The 22,970-nt window shown below is 38.1% G+C and carries 18 protein-coding genes; 15 read left to right on the top strand and 3 right to left on the bottom strand.

Features of this window, described 5'->3' with window-relative positions; all coding sequences use genetic code 11:
* The first annotated feature begins 287 nt into the window (after positions 1 to 287).
* A complete protein-coding gene (locus BUR19_RS07395; protein WP_074234376.1) occupies positions 288 to 704 on the top strand; it encodes a pyridoxamine 5'-phosphate oxidase family protein in 417 nt (138 codons plus the stop codon).
* A gap of 154 nt (positions 705 to 858) precedes the next feature.
* Here the strand turns inward: BUR19_RS07395 and BUR19_RS07390 are convergent, their stop codons facing one another.
* Both BUR19_RS07390 and BUR19_RS07385 read right to left on the bottom strand, forming a co-directional pair.
* Complete coding sequence (locus tag BUR19_RS07390; RefSeq protein WP_074235586.1) at positions 859 to 2,310, bottom strand: serine hydrolase; 1,452 nt, start codon at positions 2,308 to 2,310, stop codon at positions 859 to 861.
* A 43-nt stretch (positions 2,311 to 2,353) separates the two neighbouring features.
* Positions 2,354 to 3,397, bottom strand: a complete 1,044-nt coding sequence (locus BUR19_RS07385) for a serine hydrolase domain-containing protein (RefSeq protein WP_175565881.1) — start codon at positions 3,395 to 3,397, stop codon at positions 2,354 to 2,356.
* A 462-nt stretch (positions 3,398 to 3,859) separates the two neighbouring features.
* Here BUR19_RS07385 and BUR19_RS07380 point away from each other — a divergent pair, with 462 nt between their 5' ends.
* From BUR19_RS07380 to BUR19_RS07360, 5 genes are all read left to right on the top strand, one after another.
* Entirely contained in the window at positions 3,860 to 4,354 is a 495-nt protein-coding gene (locus BUR19_RS07380) for a hypothetical protein (RefSeq protein ID WP_074234368.1), read from the top strand.
* 544 nt (positions 4,355 to 4,898) lie between these two features.
* Positions 4,899 to 6,008, top strand: coding sequence for a catalase family peroxidase (locus BUR19_RS07375; RefSeq protein ID WP_074234366.1), 1,110 nt, complete (start codon positions 4,899 to 4,901; stop codon positions 6,006 to 6,008).
* Positions 6,001 to 6,591, top strand: coding sequence for a cytochrome b (locus tag BUR19_RS07370; protein WP_074234364.1), 591 nt, complete (start codon positions 6,001 to 6,003; stop codon positions 6,589 to 6,591). The genes BUR19_RS07375 and BUR19_RS07370 overlap by 8 nt, the downstream gene beginning before the upstream one ends.
* Before the next feature lie 116 nt (positions 6,592 to 6,707).
* Complete coding sequence (locus BUR19_RS07365) at positions 6,708 to 7,802, top strand: sensor histidine kinase (protein ID WP_074234362.1); 1,095 nt, start codon at positions 6,708 to 6,710, stop codon at positions 7,800 to 7,802.
* Entirely contained in the window at positions 7,799 to 8,554 is a 756-nt protein-coding gene (locus BUR19_RS07360; protein ID WP_074234359.1) for a LytR/AlgR family response regulator transcription factor, read from the top strand. Before BUR19_RS07365 ends, BUR19_RS07360 begins: the two co-directional genes overlap by 4 nt.
* Before the next feature lie 301 nt (positions 8,555 to 8,855).
* Here BUR19_RS07360 and BUR19_RS07355 read toward each other — a convergent pair whose 3' ends face one another.
* On the bottom strand, positions 8,856 to 9,791 hold the full coding sequence (locus BUR19_RS07355; protein ID WP_074234357.1) for a LacI family DNA-binding transcriptional regulator: 936 nt from the start codon (positions 9,789 to 9,791) through the stop codon (positions 8,856 to 8,858).
* Between the two features lie 255 nt (positions 9,792 to 10,046).
* Here BUR19_RS07355 and BUR19_RS07350 point away from each other — a divergent pair, with 255 nt between their 5' ends.
* The 9 genes from BUR19_RS07350 to BUR19_RS07310 all read left to right on the top strand — a co-directional run bounded on the left by BUR19_RS07350 (position 10,047) and on the right by BUR19_RS07310 (position 22,964).
* A complete protein-coding gene (locus BUR19_RS07350; RefSeq protein ID WP_175565880.1) occupies positions 10,047 to 12,458 on the top strand; it encodes a TonB-dependent receptor in 2,412 nt (803 codons plus the stop codon).
* 167 nt (positions 12,459 to 12,625) lie between these two features.
* On the top strand, positions 12,626 to 13,765 hold the full coding sequence (locus tag BUR19_RS07345) for a glycoside hydrolase 100 family protein (protein WP_074234355.1): 1,140 nt from the start codon (positions 12,626 to 12,628) through the stop codon (positions 13,763 to 13,765).
* Between the two features lie 11 nt (positions 13,766 to 13,776).
* A complete protein-coding gene (locus BUR19_RS07340) occupies positions 13,777 to 14,421 on the top strand; it encodes a uridine kinase family protein (protein ID WP_074234353.1) in 645 nt (214 codons plus the stop codon).
* 37 nt (positions 14,422 to 14,458) lie between these two features.
* The gene (locus tag BUR19_RS07335) at positions 14,459 to 15,865 is read left to right on the top strand and encodes an MFS transporter (RefSeq protein ID WP_074234351.1); all 1,407 of its coding nucleotides are present in this window, start codon (positions 14,459 to 14,461) and stop codon (positions 15,863 to 15,865) included.
* A gap of 149 nt (positions 15,866 to 16,014) precedes the next feature.
* Entirely contained in the window at positions 16,015 to 17,475 is a 1,461-nt protein-coding gene (locus tag BUR19_RS07330; protein ID WP_074234350.1) for a helix-turn-helix domain-containing protein, read from the top strand.
* Complete coding sequence (locus BUR19_RS07325; protein ID WP_074234347.1) at positions 17,472 to 18,545, top strand: tetratricopeptide repeat protein; 1,074 nt, start codon at positions 17,472 to 17,474, stop codon at positions 18,543 to 18,545. Before BUR19_RS07330 ends, BUR19_RS07325 begins: the two co-directional genes overlap by 4 nt.
* Positions 18,546 to 18,918: 373 nt before the next feature.
* Positions 18,919 to 20,244, top strand: a complete 1,326-nt coding sequence (locus BUR19_RS07320) for an ELWxxDGT repeat protein (protein WP_074234346.1) — start codon at positions 18,919 to 18,921, stop codon at positions 20,242 to 20,244.
* Between the two features lie 15 nt (positions 20,245 to 20,259).
* Positions 20,260 to 21,651, top strand: coding sequence for an ELWxxDGT repeat protein (locus BUR19_RS07315; RefSeq protein ID WP_074234343.1), 1,392 nt, complete (start codon positions 20,260 to 20,262; stop codon positions 21,649 to 21,651).
* Complete coding sequence (locus BUR19_RS07310) at positions 21,648 to 22,964, top strand: T9SS type A sorting domain-containing protein (RefSeq protein ID WP_074234341.1); 1,317 nt, start codon at positions 21,648 to 21,650, stop codon at positions 22,962 to 22,964. Before BUR19_RS07315 ends, BUR19_RS07310 begins: the two co-directional genes overlap by 4 nt.
* Positions 22,965 to 22,970: the final 6 nt, after the last annotated feature.

The following is a 22,970-nucleotide window of genomic DNA, read 5'->3' as shown; positions in this document are numbered from 1 at the left end:
TGACAGATGTTTTATATTTAAAAATAACTATTTTAATTATACTGTTTAAAACGCTTTTAAAAGATCATGGTAATTTTAGGAAATGGAATTGCCAGACAATCTTACAGAAAAGAAACTACAATAATTTTGAACGCAGTCCGAAGGAATAGCGTCAATTGAAGAATGGTGTTTTGATAAGAATGGTGACGCACAAGATATCATGTATAGCTACGGATTATTGGAATGTGCAAATAAAGCAGATCAATATCCTTGCAGGCTATGATCACCATTAAACCAACATCAAAATTATGAAAAAAGCATCTTTGAAAACCATTGCAGAAAGAATGAAGAATCTCGATTTCCGTATGATGGTCACGCAAGACGGACAACAGGTCTCTTATTCAAGGCCTATGAGCAACAACGGTAAAGTTGAGTATGACGGAGACTCTTGGTTCTTCACCTATGAGGATGGTCATAAAGTCGACCAGATTAAGAAAAATCAGCATGTCAATCTTATATACCAGACTGATGATATGTTATTTATCGAATGTACCGGTAACGGTGAGATTTTAAAAGATAAAAATATGCTTAAAGAAAAATGGGTTGAAGGCCTCGACCAATGGTTTCCGGAAGGCATCGATACTCCTGGTATCTGTCTGATCAAAGTGCGAGCAAGCAGGGTGCGATTCTGGCATAAAGAGGAAGAAGGTGAATACATTGCATAATTTTCATTATGGATGATAGCCTGTAAAGGAATAGAGAATAAATGCATCGAATAACAAAAATCCCGACCTTGGTCGGGATTCGTCTAATATCTGGAATTAATTTGATTTTGTGCTTTAAAAAAAAATAGATCACGCAAGGGTATCTTTAGCTATATTAATAATTTTTATCCTTTAAGTAGTTACTGGCATTGTTGTTTTTAGGATCGAGTTTGAGAGATTTTTTATAATTGATGATCGCTTCTTTACGATTGCCCAGTGATTCCAATGTCTCAGCATAACTATCATAAACATTTGCACTATCAGGGAACAACAAGGTATTTAGTTGGAAAACCTGCAATGCTTCATTTTTCTTTTCTTGTTCTAAAAGTTGATAGCCCCAGGAATTGATTTCTTCTTCAGAAAGTTTAAAATCTTTGTTGATTTTTTTAATTTTCATATAAAGTTTATAAGCGTTTTGAAATTTATTTTCAATGAGTTTTTGGCGGAGTATTTTTAGATTTTTACTAAGACCGAAACCATTTTTAGCTTTCATATCGGGAAAGTAAAAACCTGCAATTTCGTCAATAAACCATTCAGGATTGGAGCCTTGAAGATTAGTTAAAACAACGATTGAAAGATCATCATTGAGATATACAAATAATGCTGAGCGCATCCCGCCAACAGGAGCTGCAGCAGGATGTTCTTCCCTCACAACAGTTGGCCAGCCTAGCGCATATCCATTGGTGAGTTTATTAAAACCATCGATATGTCCATCATTTAATTTTACGGAAGTGAAAAGCTCTTTTACGCTATTTTTATTCTGTAATAGTTTTCCGTCATTTAAGGCGATAAGCCATTTGCTTAAATCTTCTGAAGTGGAAATAATTCCTGTCGCAGTTCTGAAGAATACGGGAAAGGTTGCAAAAGCATTGTGTAGTTTTCCATCATTAATCCACTTTCCATCGATGTTGGTAATCGTAGAATAAGCACCAGCATTATTCGGTACGATATCGTTGGAGTCTCCAAACTGTGTAGAAATCATATGACAAGGCTTGAATTGGTTTTCTTCAATGAATTGGGTGAAATGTTTACCACTCAATTTGTTAATGATTTTGCCTAGCATATAATATCCGGTTTGGTTGTAACTAAATCTCTCTCCAGGTTTGGATTCCATAGGCAATGTCTTTACCACTTCCCAGTTTTTATCTTCAATACCGTTGCCTAGAACTTGTTCTTTTTCATCAATATTATTAGGAAGTCCGGATGTATTACTTAACAATTGTTTAATCGTAATGGATTTCCAATCATTAGGAATATCAGAAATGTACAGAGAAATAGAATCATCTGTTTTTAATTTCCCTTGTTCCTGTAATTGCATAATCGCAACACCAACAAAGGCTTTTGTCATAGAGTTGATCGAAAAGGTCGTTTTTGAAAAGGTCGGAACCTGATGTTCTACATTCGCAAAACCATAGCTGCTTGATTTTTCTAGTCTTCCATTTTTAACAACAGCGAGCTGAAGTCCCGGAATCTTCATTTGTCTCATCTTCTCTTTGATAAATAGATCAATACTGTCCGAAGTAGTTTGGGCAGACATCACTTGTGGAAATGATGTTATTACTGTCATTAAGGTGATAATTATGTTTTTAGTGGTAGTTGTCATTTGGTATTCAGTTTGTCGGTGTTAAAATTTTATCTGCTAAAAGGATGAGTTCATTCTGAGTATTCTGGTCTGCCTCATTAGAAAGCAGAACAATACCTGAATTTGATTCAGGATAAAATACCATATAGCTGCTAAATCCCAAACTTCCTCCGGTATGGGAAATACTTCTTCCGCCATCTACTGTATTTTTTATTTTCCAGTTAAGCGCAACGGCACCGTCTTCAACCTTTCCAAAGGTGGGTTGGTGGCTTAGTTTTACAGCGGCGTTCGTTTCATCTAGTTGAAAGGCAATATACTTCAGCATATCTGAACTCGTAGAAGCAATGCTGGCTGCAACCTGTAGATCTTCCCAATCGATAATGGGCATCAAACATCCCTTACCGTCATAGCCCTTCGCAAGTTTTCTTGGCAGTTTTCCCGGTGCCAGCAGGTAGGTGTTTTTCATTTTAAGAGGCTTGGTGAAATATATCTTTAAAAGATTATCAAATGAGTCTTTATAGACATTTTCCATAATGAAACCCAACAGTTGTGCCGCTGTATTACAGTGTCGGGATACGCTTCCCGGGATAGCTTTTAGTTTGACATTATGCAGATCACGGTAAAGATCCTCTCGGCTGTATTTTGTGTGAACTGAATCTAAGATAAAAGGGATCGCGTCAGGATTTGCGTTTCCGAAAAGGTCTTTATCCGGCATCCAGTTTGGTAATCCGGATGTGAGATTTGCAAGATTGAGTAGCGTTATTGGTTTTCCATCATATTCCAAATTAGGATAATCTTCCTTCAAATACTTACGGATATCATCGTTAAGGTTCACTTTTTTATCAAGGACAGCCTTAGCCAATAAAGTTGCACCAAATGTTTTTGTAATGGAGGCAATTTCGTATACTGTATTTCCTGTCGGCAGCTTCTGGTTATCTTTTCCGGTTGAACCGTAATTGTACAGAAATGACTTTCCTTTGTGAATAATGCCTACTGAAATGCCCACTCTGGAACTATTTTTCATAAAGGCAGAAACTGATCGTTCTACCAAAGAATCTAATGCGCTTTTCAATTGGTTATCTGTTGCTGCCCGTATATAATCGTTTTGAGCAAAACAGAATGATACGTTTGTTAGAAGCGTTAAAAATAAAAATATCTTATTCATTTTGTAAATTTTAAGATTTGATATGACTTGCTGTCTCTACTATGACAGTTTTATACTAACTTATATTACATCGATTACTGATATTCTTTTTTATGACAAATGGCTTAAAAAATTGATCATAGAAGAGTTTTAGTAGTTAGCTTCCGAGCCAGATGAATAAACATTAAAACTTATTCTCGGAAAGTTATAGCTATTGAACCAATTTTTTTACTCTTAAAAACCTTCACATCATTCTTTTTATTGACTTTTCATAAACAGATTTTATTTTAACGACAATTCCGGGCTTATGAATACCCAGGAAGAGGCAAACACCGCGTCCTTTTCAAGTTTAATGCTAAAAATTATCTCAAAGATTCTGCTGAGCAGGACTTGAGCTTTAATCAGACTTTTGCTATTCAGGAAGGTCAAAATGCTCCTATATCAGGTTATCCTATATTCATCGGCTTAAATACAGGTAAACAACTGATGCAGTTTGATGTAGAAATTATCAATGTCTCTAATGATAATGATGACCAGCTTCTCGATACGATGGAAAAAGGCGTTGTCAAGAATGGCATTACGCTTCTCAGTACTCTAAATCCTGTAATCCCTATTTTATCCGAATACGCCACAGGCATCACCAAGCTAATTGCAGGTCGCAACCGAAACAGGGAAATTACCTCACCAAAAATGGGCTTATACTTTGATAACATTGCTTCCCATCTAAAAATAGCTAGAGGTGTTTACATCGCTCTTCAAACCTCAGAACCAGGTGCGTTCGACTGGAATCAGTGGCATTACAACCGCAGTTTTGGAACTGTTCAGTCTATTGATGGGACACATAACGAGCTTCCTTACAATTATTTTGCATTCAGTATTAGCTAAGAGTAGTTATTCAAAATAAATGACGCCAACTGTCTTCAGTTGGCGTCATTTGGCTGTTTGTGAACATCACAGGACTATATTCAAACCAATTAATATTAGATATTGATAATATTTTGAATGTATTAAATGTTGTTTAATTTACATTCATTAAAAATTGAAGCTAAAAAATATCTGTTTTTTAGCTGGGCAAATTCGGTTTGGTACTTTATCTATAAAGCAATAAAAAAAACATTGCATGGGATTATAAGGGATTAAAGTTTTAGCACCACGATTATACTTTTTCGTTGATGATTTGACCAATGAAAATGCTAAATGGAGAATCTCAATATATTTATTTCATAGCCTTTGAGCATAATTTTTTTAAACAAAATTGATAGTTTCGTAAAGCTTTGATACAATCAGGATTGAAATAGTAGTAAATTTCAGTTATTTCAAAGTCCATTTCAGTAGCCAATTATTCCGTTTCGGTAAAGATAAAAGTCAGATGTCGGCTTCTCGTTCATTTCTTTGTATTAATAAATATAAATAATTGAACCAGAATATTATGAAAAAATATTTTTTTCCAGCTGATTCCAAAAAACGAAAAACCGGAATCAGATTAGCGGGTATTGCCCTTACTGCATTGCTGCTAGTTTCAGCCTTTGCGTGGTCTGCAGGTCTTATTGGGCAACGTAATACGACCAGAACATTTTTAGAGAATACACCGGATTCATTTCCGGCAGGATACCGTCGGGCTCACGGCAAAGGTATTTGCTTTGAAGGCACTTTTCACGCTTCTGGAAATGCTGTGCCATTATCTATAGCACAGGTATTTGGACAGAAAGATGTTCCTGCAGTGGGTCGATTTTCTTTAGGTACCGGCAATCCGCACGCGCCGGATAATTCCAGCCGTACAGTAAGTATGGCTTTGATGCTGACATCTGCTGATGGCGAACAGTGGCGAATGAAATTGAATAATAAACCTTTTTTTGGCACTCGGGATGCCGTAGGATTTCTAAAACAAATTGAAGCTTTTAAGCCCGATCCTACAACAGGAAAACCTAATCCTGAAAAGGTTGCAGCTTTTCTTAAAGAATACCCTGAAGCAAAAAAGTCTATGGAATATGATGCCAAGGCACCCTGGACTAAAAGTTTTGCAGGCTCGGAATATTATGTTATCAATGCATTTCTTTTAATAGATTCCAACGGAAAAGAACATCCTGTTCGTTGGTCAATGCGTCCGCACGCTCCCTTTGTTTCGATGAGCGCAGAAGAACGAAAAAAGGCTGGCCCAAACTATTTATTTGATGAATTGAAAAAGCGACTGGAAAAAGCTCCTCTTTATTGGGATCTGGTATTGACTATCGCTGAACCCGGAGACCCTGTCAACGACCCCTCCCAACAATGGCCTGCAAACCGTAAACAAATCATTGCAGGGACTTTGGAAGTTAACCGTGTTTTTGATCAGGCAGAAGGTGGGTGCAGGGATATCAACTTTGATCCAACGCTTGTGCCGAAGGGAATTGCGTTGTCTGATGATCCTGTTTTAGCAGCAAGGGCAGGTATATATTCTCATTCGTACAATGACAGGGTAAGAGAAATCGGTTATGGCAAAGCGACCGATGCTGTAGGAAAACCTAAAAAGACAACTCTCAAAACAAATAACGATGAATAATAAAAAGCTGACTCAGATGCCTCCTTCATCTTTTAATATTACGGCGCGAATCCTACATTGGCTGATGGCCGCAATGATATTAACAATGTTATTCGTGGGAGTAGGAATGATGACATCATTAACATTAAGGCCTTGGCTGCTGGATTTGCATATACCGTTGGGAGTAGCTGTACTGCTGCTGGTAATTGTCCGTTTGATCAACCGCCTGACCAGACCCGTTCCAAAGCTTCCCGGTGAAATGCCGGGCTGGCAGAAATATATGGCTACGATACTGCATTGGGTATTTTATGCGCTGATGTTTGCACTGCCTCTTTCCGGCTGGGCACAGCTGTCAGCCGGTGGCTTCCCGGTGAGGCTTTACCCGGGTTTCCATCTTCCCGCGATATTAGAACAAAACCCAACTTCTTATGCCTTGTTGCACGATTCACACCGGATAATGGCTTGGGCGTTTTTCTTTATGATAGTCGGGCATCTTTCTGCGGCCTTGATTCACGGGTTTATTTACAGAGACAACATTCTGCAATCAATGATAGGGCAAAAAAAGCTAACTGATAAATCTGAGGAAATCTGTTCTGACCAATAAACTTAAGAAGGGCAAAATGCTATCGGTGTAAAAGTCTTTGTATATTTAAATTCTCATTTTTTAATTTATAATGAATTTTAATAATATAATTCGACTTAACAATTGAGATCTATTTTATGAAGAAAGAACAAAATGCATTTTTGAATAACCGCTGGAAACGAATATTGATTGTTTGTTTTGCCTTTTTAATGATGTACCTCATTTCATTCATCATCGATCCGTTCTCTCCTTACTGGGGCAATTTTTTTAAAAGGGATTGGACGAAAGTAAGCCGGGATCTTGCAACCTCTTTTATTTTTTGCTTTATTGTATCAGAAGTGAGCATTCTCATCAGCAACAGGTTTAACCAAAGTGTTCCCTGGACCAATTATCCTGGAAAGCGTTTTACGATTGAAATATTTCTGAATCTTTTTGTAATCCTGGCAGTACAGCTGATTATTAACTTTTTCAAATCGAGGATGAATGGAAAACCTCTGACTTTTGGATTTGGTCCGGGAGGATCCGTAGAAGAGGCAAGAGGGATGATCCAGTGGCTTGTCGTTAGTACTATTATTGCACTATTTATCGTAGGAATTCATATTGGCAATTACCTGATATCAAATTGGAAAAACGAGGCATTAAAGGCTTCAGAGCTTAAGCAGGTAGCATTGGATGCTGAGTTACAGTCATTAAAACTTCAGATAGATTCACATTTTGTATTCAATAATCTGAGTGTATTGTCTGAGACCATCCTCAAAGATCAGATGCTGGGATATGCATATGCTGAAAACTTTTCCCGTATATACCGTTACCTTCTTCTAAATGCTAAAAAAGATATTATTACGCTGGAACAGGAGCTTAAATTTTTAGAGTCTTACCGATTTCTTATTGAACACCGGTTCTCTAATGGGGTACAGTTTCATATCTCTGCAGATGAGTCATCAAAAAATCTTTATATGCCGCCTCTTACCTTGCAGCTTCTTGTCGAAAATGCGTTAAAGCACAATAAAACGAACCGAAAAGAACCACTGATCGTACGCATCAGTACTGATAATGCGCAAACATTGACAGTTGAAAATAATATGCTGCCAATTGCAAAGGTTCAAGATTCTTTTGGTATAGGATTAACCAATATAAAACGTAGGTATCAATTGCTGTCAAAACGGCCGGTTGAGATCAGTAAAGCCAATAATTGTTTCAAAGTAACCATACCACTTCTTAAACTATCATGACAAGCAGGATTTTAATTATTGAAGACGAGATTCCCAATGCAGAAAGACTTGTTCGTCTGCTTGGTAAAGTACGACCAAATGCAGAGATAGTAGCTGTTATTGAAAGCGTTGCGGAAAGTGTGGAGTGGTTTAATGAAAATGAGCAGCCCGATGTTGTGATGATGGATATCAGGCTGTCTGATGGATTAAGTTTTGAAATTTTTGAAAAAGCGGAAGTCCTTTGCCCCGTTATCTTTACCACTGCATATGACGAATATGCAGTCAAGGCGTTCAGGTATAACAGTGTTTTTTATCTTTTGAAGCCTATTGAGCAGGATGAACTGAATATGGCTATAGAAAAACTCGAAGCAAAGACGATTGTAAAAATTGATCGTACATTAATGGGAACTCTTTTAACTTCTCTGAAGCCACAAGGTTACAGGAATCGTTTTCTGATATCATATAGAGATAGTTATAAGACTGTACTCGTTGATGATATAATGTACTTTTATTCAGAATTTAAAATGACGAAAGCCAGGCTGGCTAATGGTGAGGAGGAAATAATTCCGGAAACGTTGGAAGAACTGGAACAGCAACTTGATCCCAAATTATTTTTCAGAGCCAACAGGCAGTATATTATAAACATTAATTCTATTTTACAGATCAGCAATTATTTTAAGGGTAAGCTTAAAGTAAAACTAAAAAAAAGCGATGAAGCAATTATCATAAGTCGAGAAAAATCTGCACAATTTAAATCTTGGATCGGTTACTAATCAAGAGGTTGTCATTACGAAAATAATATTATAGCAATTGAGATTTTAGCTTAATAATATATTCTAATTTATTGTAAATTAAATGTTAAAATAAAGTATGGTATATAAAATATTTCCTCGTCACGTAGTCATTTAGAATTAAAATACATTAAAATTATATTGTAAAATTCTGGTAGCCACAAATTTTAATGTAGAAAAATCGAGATATAAAAAAACTTTCATACAACTGAGTTTGCGTAAGTGCACAATAACAAAATCGGTTCTTTAAATGTTCAAGCAAGTACAGTTAATTGAGTAAATTTTAAATAGACTGTTTTTTAATGATTGTCAATAGTTTCATCGCAGCCGTTTTTCCCATTTCATAGCCGTCGTTAATGATACATTCATAGGAATCGTCCAGATATTTTGGAAGAATTCCCTCCGTTATGGCAACGACTTTAGCTTTTGGGGAAGCCGTTTTTTTATTGACAAGGGAACTGTGCAGTCCGGCAAGAGTCTCATCACTCATTACAAAGTAACCGTCGAAGTCTTCATAATCAAAGATGATACTCATTTTCTCCTTTACCATATCGGCGGAATTGCAGTAGATGATCTTGCACTTTACATCTTTGTGCTTATCGATAACCTCTGAAAAATGATTTTTACGGGTTTGTGATATTTCCAGGTTTTCATCCCCGAAAATAGCAACAATATTTTTACAGCCAGCTTCTATGAGCTTTTGGGCGGCAGTTTGCGCATAAAGCCTGTTGTCAAATATCACCTCTTCAAAGACATTTTGTGGAATGGTCTTGTCGAAAATGACCAAAGGAAGTTCCAGCTCCTTAATTTTATTGAAATGGGTGAGGTCCTTTGTCTGTCTGCTGAGAGAAATCAGGATGCCATCCACCCTTGAGTTGATACAGGTAAGCAGATTTTCCTCTTCCATTCCCAGAGATTCTTCCGAAGAAAGCACAAAAAAGTTATAGCCTTCCGAATGTAGCACGGAGGAAATCCCTTTGATAATGGAAGGAATGAAAAACATCGAAATTTCCGGGATGATAAGTCCGATAACCTTGGATGATTTCTTTCGGAAATTGATGGCGAAATCATTCGGGACATAGTTGAAGGTATCTGCAACCTCTTTTACACGCTGTTTTACAGCTGCACTGATGTCAGGGTGATTCTTAAGCGCTCGGGACACTGTAGAGGTACTTATATTGAGCATTTTTGCAATATCTTTTATAGTGATTCTTTTCATTTTGAGTTAATGGAGTATATTTTTGGGGTAATTTAGTAATGATTTACATTGTTTTAATTGTTAAAATATGTTAAATTTGAAATATTCAAAGTTAATAAAACGTTAAAATAAAATTTTGTTACCAACCGCAACCGTTTGCGCAACCGGTTGATATTAACGCAATGTTAATACAATATTCAAAACGCATTTTTGATGTGTTAAAAAAAATACTTTTAACCCATAACAAAAAAACTTCATAAAGATATGGAATCAAAGATGTTCACTAAATTACTGATTTTCGGTGCGATGAACACCGCGGCCTTTATGTTTTCGCAGAGTACTGTAAATGACACAATATCAAGAGATAAAACAATTGATGAAGTGGTGATTACAGGGAACTCTAATCCTAAAGCATCCATCAAGACCAGTACGTCTATCTCTACATTAAAAATGAAAGATATAGAAAATGCAGCTCCAAGAACTACCGCAGAGATTTTCCGTACCATTCCGGGAATCCGTTCAGAATCTTCAGGTGGGGAAGGTAATTCTAACATTACCGTGAGAGGGGTTCCTGTTTCGGCCGGTGGTTCCAGATATTTGCTGATTCAGGAAGATGGTCTTCCGGTCATGCAGTTTGGTGACATTGCTTTCGGAACTCAGGACCAGTTTACAAGATTTGACTCGTTCGTTTCAAGAGTTGAGGCACTTAGAGGAGGTTCGGCTTCGGCATTTGCGAGCAACTCTCCGGCCGGAATTATCAACTTTATTACTAAGACCGGTGAGAAAGAAGGCGGAAGCATTACCCAGCAAATGGGACTTAATTACAAAAATTACAGAACCGATTTCGATTACGGAACCAAAATAGGCGATGATACTTATATGGCAGTGGGAGGTTTCTACAGGATAGGGGATGGCCCAAGAAAAACAGGATTTAATTCCAACAACGGCGGCCAGTTCAGACTGTCTTTTCTTAAGAAATTTGAAAAAGGAAGCTTCAGGATTTATGCAAAAGTTCTGGATGACAGAACTGCAGCTTATATGCCGATGCCTGTTGGCGTTAAAGGTACAGATGCTGACCCGAAATGGTCTTCACTGCCTAACTACAACATTCTTACAGGGGCTTTGCAAACCATCAACCTGCAGCACGACAGAACTTTGGGTAATGACGGTAATATTTTTAATACTGATGTTTCAGACGGGATGCATTCTTTGTCAAAAGTTATCGGTGCTGAATTCAATTATAATCTTGGCGAAGGCTGGAAATTGGAAGAAAAAATCAGGTATGCAGCCAATGGCGGACAGTTTGTAGCACCTTTTCCGGCAAGCGTGAGCAGAGGTAGCGACTTCTTCAATACGGCTAATTTTGCCAATTTCGGAAGCGCAGTCTATGCAGGAACCAACACGCCGATTGATATGAATGCGAACTATATGAAAATCGCTCTTTTCAATGTAAAGCTGAATAACTTCAATAATTTTGTGAATGACTTTAACATCAGCAAAAAATGGGATGTTGTGAAATTCAATGCCGGGTTGTACAAATCTTCCCAGAACATCAATATGTCCTGGATGTGGAACAACTATCTGCAGGAAGTCAGCGATAAAAATGCAAGATTAATTGATGTGAAAAATACCGCTGGACAGTACATTACCGACAACGGCTTACTTAACTACGGAATGAAAGACTGGGGCAACCTGAAAAGAGACTACAATACCAAATACGATATCACCGCTCCTCACGCTCAGGTGGAAATCAATGCAACAGACAAATTAACCATCGATGCAGGCGCAAGATATGACATCGGAAAAGTATCAGGCTATTTCTCCGGAGCTACAGTCACTTACACAAGCCGTGATATGAATGGAAACGGCGTGATTGATATTTCTGAACAAATGGTCGGTTCCAATGACAACATCAATGTTCCCGTAAATTACAGATACGGAATCTTCGGATATTCAGTGGGTGCAAACTATGCTTTGAACAACAAAAATGCCGTTTTCGCAAGAGTAAGCCAGGGCGGAAGCGCATCTGCGGACAGAATCCTGTTCTCCGGTTACAATTATACCAATAATGATGACCCGGCTTTGGATGCTGTGAAAGTAAATAAGGTTAATCAGGTGGAAGCGGGATATAAATTAAGAGGTTCAGGCTATTTCCTTAATACCACTTTGTTCTATGCAGGAACCAAAGAAGCCAATTACGAAGCTACAACTCAGAGAAAAACGGATAACAAATACCAGTCTTTCGGGGTAGAATTAGATGGTTATTACAAAATTACGAAGGGATTAGATGTAAAGGCCGGTCTTACCTACACCCACGCAGAAATTAGAAATGCTATAGACCCTACTATCATCGGGAATATGCCGAGAAGAACACCGAAATTGATGTATTCAGTGAATCCTAACTTCAATGCGAACAAGTTCAATGTAGGATTCTACCTGATCGGCGCTACCAAAGCATTTACCCAGGATAACAACAAATTGTTAATGCCGGGTTACGCTATCGTAAATCCATATGTTTCTTATCAGGTGCTCAAAAACCTTTCCGTAAGTTTGAATGCTAATAATGTATTCAATACCATTGCGGTGACAGAGGCAGAAGAAGGTTCAATTGCCGGCGGAAACGGAATCGTGAGAGCAAGAACACTTCCGGGAGCCAGCTACAGCGTGAGTGTGAAATTTGATTTGTAGATAATTGATGACAGAGCAGAATATGATATTTTTAAAAATATTTTATTCTGCTTATACTCAACTTAGTTTTATTAATATGAATTTATTTTGAATCGATAAGGTAATACAGAAAACATTTAAGCCAAATTTTGATAGATTTTGGCTTCATATAAAAGTAAAAATTAGATATGTTTAAACAAGAAGCGATAGATATCATCAGGAAGGCGATTACAGAAGAAGGGATTTTGGCATCAGCGCAGCAAAGGGACAACTATGCCAGAGTCTGGGCGAGAGATTCTATGATGACAGGTTATGCCGGTATTTTGGTTAATGATGAAGAGATTCTGGCGGGCTTGGAACAATCTATCCGTACGCTTGCCAAACATCAGGCGGACAACGGGCAGATTCCGTCCAATGTTGTGAGCGGAAAAGCAAGCTACGGAACACACGTTGGCAGAACAGACGCCACCACTTGGTGGATTATTGTAACCTGCGAATATTTGAAAATTTATCAAAAAGATGACCTAAAACAATCTTTCGAAGAAAAAATACTGAAAGCACTGTCCTGCCTCAAAACCTGGGAATACAATCAGAAAGATCTTTTGTACAGTCCGTTAGGCGGCAACTGGGCAGACGAATATGTAACTTCCGGATACACGCTCTACGATAATGTTTTGCGCTACTGGGCGGTGAAAAATGCAGCCGAGATTTACCAGAACTCCGAGTTGGAAATTCAGGCAACAAACATCCGGAATTTGATTCAGGAAAATTTTTATAAGAACGATTCATCAGAACCAAAATACCACGAAACAGCTTACGCCAAAACCGATGCAAAACCTTATTTCTGGGCATCGCTTAATGCCAATGGCTACGATGACCGATTTGACCTGGCAGGAAATGCTTTGGCGATTCTCCTGGATTTCGAATTGGATCTCGAAGCTTTTACCGGATTTTTGGAAGGTCTTCATACAGAATTCGAACACTGGATGCTTCCCGTATTCTATCCCGTGATTTATCCCGGCGATTACGACTGGAAACTTCTGGAGAATAACTACAGCTACAGCTTCAAAAACCAGCCTCATCATTTTCATAATGGTGGTTCCTGGCCTATATTTTTAGGATGGCTTTGCCTGGCGCTCAACCGAAAAGACCTTAGACGGATTCCGAAAAAGATACTGGCGCAATATGAACAGCAGATGCAGGAAAAAGGCGAACATTTCCGGGAATATTATTCAACCGATAAACTTTTGCCACTTGGAACTGAAAAATTATGTTTTTCGGCTTCAGGATATCTGATGATGAGCTTGGGAAATGAAATTATAAATTAAGAAAGAATAAAATGATAGGAGACAATATAGAACTTAAAGAAAGACATCTGGCAATAGGTAAAGAAATATTTGAAGTACTGAATACAAAATTGCCATTAAAAAATAAACACAAACTCACCATAGGAATTGCAGGAGAAAGCGGAAGCGGTAAATCCGTGACCGCTTTTGCAGTTCAAAAGATTTTAAACGAAAATAATATTAAAAGCCTTGTGTGGCAGATGGATGATTATTTTAAACTTCCACCCAGGAGCAATCACGAAAACCGCATAAAATCCTTAGAAAACGTAGGGATATTTGAAGTCGATTTGGCAAAGCTTTCCAGGAATATTTCAGAGTTCAAAAGCGGAAAAGTAGAAATAGAAAAACCTTTGGTACATTACATAGAGAACAGGATTGCAAGTGAAGAAATAGCAGCAGCAGATTACACAGTTGCTATTGTCGAAGGCACTTATATTTTGGAGATTGACGATTTTGATTTTAAAATTTTCATCGACAGAACGTATAGAGACACCTATGATAATCGTATGAATAGAAACCGTGACGAGAAGAGTGATTTTGTTGAACAGGTGTTGGAGATAGAACATCAGATTATTAAACAATTAAAAGCAAAGGCAGATTTGGTTCTTGGAAAGAATTACGAACTCTTGCTGAAATAAAGATGGGTTTAATTGTGCTTTACAATCTAATTAATTTATGAAAACAAAAAAAATAATTCCACATCTCGGTTTCTGGCAAATCTGGAATATGAATGTCGGATTTTTCGGCATACAATACAGTTTTGGATTGCAACAGACGGCGGTAAATCCGATATACACTTTCCTCGGTGCTCACGCAGAGCAACTTCCCATTCTGAATCTTGCCGGCCCCATCACAGGGTTGATGATTCAGCCATTGATTGGTGCCATCAGTGACAAAACCTGGAGTCCGAAATGGGGGCGCAGAAAGCCGTTTTTTCTTTTGGGGGCTATTTTTTGCAGCATTGCTTTATTTTTGTTCCCTTTCAGTTCTGCCATTTGGATGGCAGTAGGATTGCTTTGGGTTCTGGATGCTGCCAATAATACCGCGATGGAACCTTATCGTGCTTTTATTGCAGACAAACTTCCGCAGGAACAGCAGACTTTCGGATTCCAAATGCAGAGCCTGTTTGTGGGAGCGGGGATTACTCTGGCAAATCTTTCTTTGTTTATTTTTCAGAAATATCTCGGGGGCAATGCCTCAGGTGGCGGTATTCCTGTTTGGGTATATTATTCTTTTTTCCTTGGATCTTTCTGTTCCATAGCCTCGGTCGTATGGTCGGTTTACAAAACGCCCGAGATTCCGCCATCTGAACAAGAACTGGAAGAACTCATAAAGTTCAAGGAAGGAAGTACATTTTTTACACCATTCATAGAAATTTTTTCTGCAATACGGGATATGCCGAAATTACTCTGGCAGCTGGCTTTGGTCTATCTTTTCCAATGGTATGCGCTGTTCTGCTACTGGCAGTTCATCACGCCAATGCTCAAGCTGTCGCTATATGGAATTTCTGAAAGCGATGAGCAAAAAGCAGACAAAATCATCAAGCTGGCAAAAAGCGGAGTTTTTGTGGTAGAAAAAGATATGTCCTGGGCAAAAAATGTGCTTCATCTGGTGGAAGTTGCTGTGGGACAGACCGGACTAATGAATGGCTCTTACAATATTATAACAATGGTATCGGCCTTACTGCTGGTACCTTTTGCTAAAAAATTCACTTCTAAAAATACCTATATTTTCTGTCTTTGTATCACAGGATTGGGGATAATGGCATTGCCATACATTAAAAACGAATATCTTCTCCTAGTTCCGATGGTGGCTTTGGGGATTGGCTGGGCATCAATGATGGGACTTCCATATTCAATGGTTTCTCCATCAATTCCACCGGAGAAGAGAGGTGTCTATATGGGCGTCATTAACATGATGATTGTAGTACCGATGCTGATACAGACGATTTCTTTCGGATTCATTTACAAAACCTTTCTGAATGACAACCCTTCGTTGGTCATTGTTCTGACGGGATTTCTTTTCCTGATTGCTGGTGCGTGTGTGATGTTGATGAAGCCTGAAGAAAAAAAGTACGAATAGTAATTATGTAATCGAAGATCACTTAATTTTTAGATATCAAATTTACTTACTTAGAAATTATCGCAGATAGTTGGGTTTTTGAGAATTACAATTGTGTGGTATATAGTTAATAAGATAGCGATAATTATTTCCTATTTTTGTAAGTTAGTATGATAGCAATAATAAAGAAAATACCAGTAAATCTGTTGACAGAGCGCATTGTTGTTTTTCTGTGCTTATTTATTATTGCATTCTATACCCCGCAGACGCCGAACGATGTCGGAATCCTGAGAGAAGAGATCCTGGACAAGATGCAGTACGACAGTCAACAGCTGGAACCGCTGCTGAAGTATTATTCCAAAATTTCACCGGCCGACGCGCAGATTCTCCGCATTAAGTCATTATTAATCAAAGGCAATTACGAGGAAGCATTGAACAGTTTATCAGCATTAAAAAAAATTGCAACGAATGATAAAAAGTCTGAGATTTTCTTTCAATATCAATACTTGTACGCAGAACTTTGCCAGGCTTTAGGTCTAACCAGTGAGTTGAAAAACATAAGCAATGATGTTCAGAATTTTAAATTTTCAAAACAAATAATTTTTGCAGATCTGGCGATTGATAAAACCAGTTTTGAAGTATTTGCACCGTCCGAAAGAATTGCCATTCTGAAATCTGCCATTGAGAATTACAAAAAAGCAGGTAATAACAAGGCTTTGATTCAGAGTAGTATATGGCTTTCGGAATTATTGAACAAGAATAGTGCTGAATCGATGCCTGCAAGAAATTATGCCCGTGGACTAACAAACATCAATAAATCTGGTATTTATTACGAGATTCTGGTTTTCAACTCTTTAGCTAAAATTGAATTGGAAAAGAGTAACCCAAAGGCTGCATTTGATTTTCTCAAAAATTTCCAGAGTTCGGCTTCCGGTATTTCTAATATTGGACTGAAAGCAGATTATTACAAAAATCTGGCAAAAGCCTCTGCAGGAATCAATGAATTCAATATGCTTGGTTCGGCGAATGATAAATATTTCAACATTATTCAAAACATCGAATCAAAAAAATCGGTTGCCAAAGCAATGTTGGTGAACCATATCAACAAGATGAATGAGGAAAAACTGGCAGCTCAGCAAAAGATGTTCCGGTATATCTATCTCGCAATTATTGTGATTTTCATCATCGCAATAATATTGATTTATTGGTCTGTAAAGTATAAGTCCAGGCTCGCAAAAAAAGTGCCTGCTAGTACAGAGGTCAAAAATTTCGTCATTCCGGATAAAACGGAAAAAAGGATTCTAAACAAGCTGGAAGAGTTTGAAAAAAATCAGAAATACATCCGGAAAACGGTGTCGCTCAAAACTCTGGCGCAACAGTTCGATACCAATCCGAAGTATTTGTCCGAGGTGGTTAACAAACATAAAAACTCTAATTTTAATACCTATATCAACAATCTCAGAATCGATTATATTGTTGATAAGATCAAAGAAAATCCAGAATACAGGAAATATAAGGTAAGTTATCTTGCAGACGAGTGCGGATTCTCGTCACACAGCCTTTTTACAACGATTTTCAAAAACAGGATGAACCTTTCGCCAACAGAATTTCTCCAAAAAATAAATGGATGAGAAAATTATTGAACATACTATTGATGCTTTTCGCCTTCTCTGTATTTGGACAAAAAACGGAGCACGATAAACAGTTGGACGAAGCCGCGAATCTTATTTTTACCGATCCAAAAAAATTGGTGAGCATTTCTACGAAAATACTCCTGGAAACTAAGGATTATCCTACAAAAATTAGAGCCCTTTCCAAGTTGGTCAATGCGCAGATGGTTCTGGGAGACATCAGTCAGGTCATTAGAAATTGCAATCAGGGCATTAAGATGGCCAAGGAAAATGATGATAAAATCAATCAGGTTCGTTTTCTCTCGATGCTGGGAAACCAGTATCAGCAAATCAATATGAATGCTGACGCCAAGAGAAATCTAGACGAGGCAGAGAATTTAATCAATATAATATCGTTGCCCAAAGACCTTCTATTTATTCAAGGCAATGTCTTTAATGTGAAAGGTATTGTCTTCAAAAATGAGCTCAACTGTGAGTTTGCCATAAAATATTTTGACAAGGCACTGACCGTATATGATCAGTTACAAGCTGAGGATGTGGTTGTTACAAACCGGCTTTTGATTGATATCCAGAAAGCCCATTGTTTGGAATCCATTGGGAAGACCCAAGATGCAGAAAAGCTCTACGCCGAAGTTCTGGACAGCAAAAAAGATGGATTAGGTTATAATAAATACTTTGCATCTGTGGGGCTGGTCGATATCTATTTAAAAAGAAAAGATTTGGATAGAGCTGGCCAATTACTAAAAACTATTGATGTCGATGATTTTGTTCAGTATGATGCAGAGCTTACATCTATTTATTATCGACTGATGGCTCAGGATAGTTATTTAAGAAAAAATTACAAATTATATCTTTATTATTTTGATAAATATAATCAAGTATTGTTACAAATTTCAAAATTTCAGAATGAAACAATTGAAAGGCTTGTAATTAATGATAATGCAAATTTTATCCATAAAAATAATAAAAACGTAATATGGAATTTCATAACGATTTCGATTTTAGTCATCATTTTAACTCTTTTAACTTCGTTTTTCTACCATTTTTCAATGAAAAAAACTTTTAATTGATATTGTTTCTTGTTGAAATGTAAATATTTCATTTAGAATTATTTAGATGGTCTTTTGTACTGTCATATTCAAGTATTTTTCTCAAATGTGAAAGCTTTTCTCTATTTTTTTAAAGCTCATATTGATAATTTAGAAATCTAAAATGATGAGATAAAATATCTTTTAATCAATTTAATTGATAGATAATTTTTCTGAATCATTTTTAGAAACCTTATTTATTTAAAGATAATTTATTGATATGAGAAAAATCAACTTTTTAGCAATTCTTTTAGGGGGACTTTTATCCGCCCAAACTACTTTTACTCTTATAAGGGACATTTATCCTGGCCTAAACAATTCGGCCCCCTCTAATTTTATGGTGTTTAATAATAAAATGTACTTTAGTGCCACCTATGGTCAGACAGGTTCTGCCACAGGAACTGAACTTTGGGAAACGGACGGAACAGAGGCTGGTACAAAGATAGTGGCGGATATCAATCCTGGTGCACCTTCGTCATCGCCGACCAATCTTTATACCTTCGGAAACAAACTTTATTTTACAGCCGCTCTACCTGTGAATGGAGTCAGTAGTTCTGGTGTCCTGATGTCCTACGACAGTGTTGAAGGTCTTAAGACAGTTTCCACAACTGCTAAGTTTGCAACCACTTTTCTAACCAGCAACAATAAGCTTTATTTCAAGGCGACCAACAGCACAATGTCACCTAATACGCAGCGTATTTATACTTTGGATGATAGTTTACAGCCTGTGATGGTCGATGATAATGTGACCGTGATGTTCCTCGGAAATGTGGGACAGCAGATTATCGCCAATGGCCAGTACAAAACGGCTACAAACCCAAGTTGGTATCAGCTTTTTAGTTTGAACGGAAATACGCTGGATATTTTAAAAACCATTAATTCTGCAGCTACTGCTTATCCTCAGAACTTTTATTACAGTCCCGCATTAGGAAAATCGTTTTTCTCTGCAAACGGAGGTAACGGTCCGGAACTGTGGATGTCAGACGGAACTGCGGACGGAACTGTTCAGGTCAAAGATATCAATACCACTACGGCCACGGCAGGCTCCAGTGCCACAAACTTTACAGAGTACAATGGGAAAGTTTATTTTACTGCATCAGATGGGGCAACTAGCGGCAGCGAACTGTGGGTGACAGATGGCACCGAGCAGGGAACCAAAATGGTGAAGGACATCGTGCCTGGTTCCACAAGTTCATTTCCTGATAAACTGACGGTTTTCAAAAATAAACTGTATTTCCTTCTGAACAACACTGGCAATTTGAGACAACTGTGGGAATCAGACGGCACGGAAGAAGGCACCAAAGTGCTTTCAACACTTCCTGCGGCATTTGGACTAGCTGTGTATAATGACAATCTTTATGCTTCTGCCAGGGTAGATGCTGCAGACCAGATCGGTGTGGAACTTTACAAGGTCAATCTTCCTAATGAAACCCTTGCTGTAACGACTGCTTCATCATCAAAGCTTAACGTGTATCCTAATCCTTCTAAAGGCGAAATTAAGATCAGCAATGTCAATTCCGGTTTGTTTGAGTTATTCGATACGACTGGTCGCCTCATCAAAGCTGGAAAATTTGATAATAATAGTAAAATCAATCTGAATTCAAAAGCAGGAAACTACATTCTGAAGGTTACTTCTGATGATAAGAAGATGAACGCGTCGACCAAAGTTATTGTTCAATAATCAAAAAACATCATTATGAAAAAAATAGTATTTACCCTTTTTTTAGCCAATGCGTTAAGCGCACAAAGCATTACTTTATTAAAAGATATCAATCCCGGTGCAAATCCATCTACTCCGGCAGAATTTTTCAATTACGGCGACAAGCTGTACTTTAATGCCAGCAATCCAACTTATGGTAATGAACTCTGGTCCACAGACGGTACCCCGGAAGGTACAAATCTCGCTTTTGATATAAACCCAGGTACTGCCAGTTCTTTACCGATTTCTTTAATGAATTACAATAATAAACTGCATTTTCTAACAGTGATTGGTACGACAGGTCTTTATTCCTATGATAATAGCGAAGGTGCGCATCTTGTAAGCTCCGGACTTTCTACTGCCGCAAATCTTTTGCAGAGCAATGGAAAGATCTTTTACAGATTAAATAATAAACTATGGTACTTTTCTGATAACGCTACACACGATATCAGTACACCCATTGTCATTACCGGACAGATGGGCGCTGTCAACGGTAAAATTGTAATGGCCGCATCTCCAGCAGCAGGCGTTAACAATGCCCAGATATATATGTATGATGGCACATCGGTTTCTCTTCTTAAAACCATTAATCCTAATACAACTTCCAATCCTCAGAATTTCTTTTACAGCAGCCAGCTAAATACTTTATTCTTTTCAGCAGGTTCTAGTACATCAGGATTTGAACTCTGGAAAACAGACGGAACAACGGAAGGCACTGTAGAGGTAAAAAATATTAATCCGGGCACCTCAAACTCTTTCCCTGGGAACTTCAAACAAGTTGGTGATAAGGTTTTCTTCAGTGCCAATAATGGATCCAACGGTACGGAACTTTGGATAACAGATGGCACAGGGGAAGGAACGAAACTGGTTAAAGATATCAACCCTGGTTCTGCGGCATCCAATCCCAGCAGTCTGACCGAACTGAACGGTAAGCTCTACTTTCTGGCAAATGATGGTTCCGGCGAAGCAAGGCTTTGGGAGAGTGATGGAACAGCGGATGGAACTAAGCTTACTTTGGAACTTAAACCAGGATACACCAATTTTGTTCTTGGGAAGATGGAAGCATATAACGGGGCTCTTTATCTGTCAGCGAAACTTAACGTGGCTAACGGACAGGAACTTTACAAGATAGAGTTTCCAACTCTTGCAGTCTCCGGCATTAACAAAAAAAGCGAAATGGTTTATCCTAATCCTACCACTGGCGATATTTTCTTCAGCGGAAAAGAATATGTGAGCTATGACCTCTATGACCTGAACGGGCGTCTTCTGGATCAGAATGTTAAAATCAACGGTAACAAAACGCATTTATCAGTTCCTAATGGAAACTACATCCTGGTAGGTAAAACCAATGAAGGAACTGTTAACACCACTAAATTAATTGTAAAATGAAAAAAACTCTAGCAACTATAGGATTGATGCTCATTAGTGCCAGTTTCACGACAGCAAACGCACAGAACATCAATTTCGCAGACGAAAATTTCCTCGAGTATATTCTGCTCTATACCGGTATTGATACCAATAATGACGGCGAGATACAGATGACAGAAGCTGAGGCTTATACCGGAGGATTTACTCTTACCGGAAATATCAAAGACGTTCCGGAGGTTAAATACTTCAAAAACCTGACTTCACTTGTTATCAATGGTTCCAAAGTGGCCGTTGTAGATGTGACGACTAACAAAGAAATCAATCAAGTGCGGATCAACAATTCTCTCCTCACCAAACTGAACCTCTCACAAAATTCCAAACTCTTGGCAGTAGACATTAGCAAATCATCTTACTTGAAAGAATTGACCTTCGGATCGCATCCTCAATTGTCATTTATCAGCCTTATGTTCAATGCGATCGAAGCATTGAATGTTACAGGATGTCCAATGCTGACCAATTTTTACTTTGCGTCCAACAATGTCTCCAGTATTGATGTAACCAAGAACCCAAGACTTGCGGAACTAAACACAGCAGCCAATCAAATCTCGACGCTTGATGTGACGAAAAATACGCGTCTTACCTACCTCAACGTAGGCCTTAACAAACTTCAGCAGATTGATGTATCGAACAATCCTTTGCTGGATACTTTTATGATTCAGGCCAATCCTATCACATCTATTGACATCAGCAAGCAACTTTACTTAAGGCAATTTATAATGGATGGTACGCAAATACCCGTAGTCAACTTGACCGGTCATTCTATGCTGCAATATTTTTATGCTAATTATTCGCAGCTGACCGAGGTGGATGCATCTACAAACGGCGATCTGATCTATGTTAATGCGATTGAAAATCAGAAGATGAAATTCATCAACGTGAAAAACGGGAACAATAAAAACGCCATCGGTTTTTTTGCACATACCAGCCCGAATCTAAAGTGTATACAAGTGGATGATGTAGCGTACAGCTCCAGTCAGACGCTTTGGCAAATAGATTCGACAGCAGTTTTTGCAACGGATTGCAGTGCCATTATGGGCAGTCAGGAAGTAGCAAGCACATCGAAACCATCTTTTTATCCTAATCCTACATCGGGCTATCTTTTCCTGAAAAACAAGGTCAAAGATGCAACGGTATTTAATATGGCAGGGCAAAAAGTGGCGAGCTATCAAAATGCCACGATGATTGACATCAGCCATCTTCCAATCGGTAATTACATCATCAATATTACCGATGCAACAGGCAAAATATCATCACAGAAAATCATTAAAAATTAATTTTGG

The organism is Epilithonimonas zeae (assembly GCF_900141765.1).
In the GTDB taxonomy this organism is placed as follows: domain Bacteria; phylum Bacteroidota; class Bacteroidia; order Flavobacteriales; family Weeksellaceae; genus Epilithonimonas; species Epilithonimonas zeae.
Note: the sequence above shows the minus strand (reverse complement) of the source record. Positions and strands in the feature narration are given on the sequence as shown.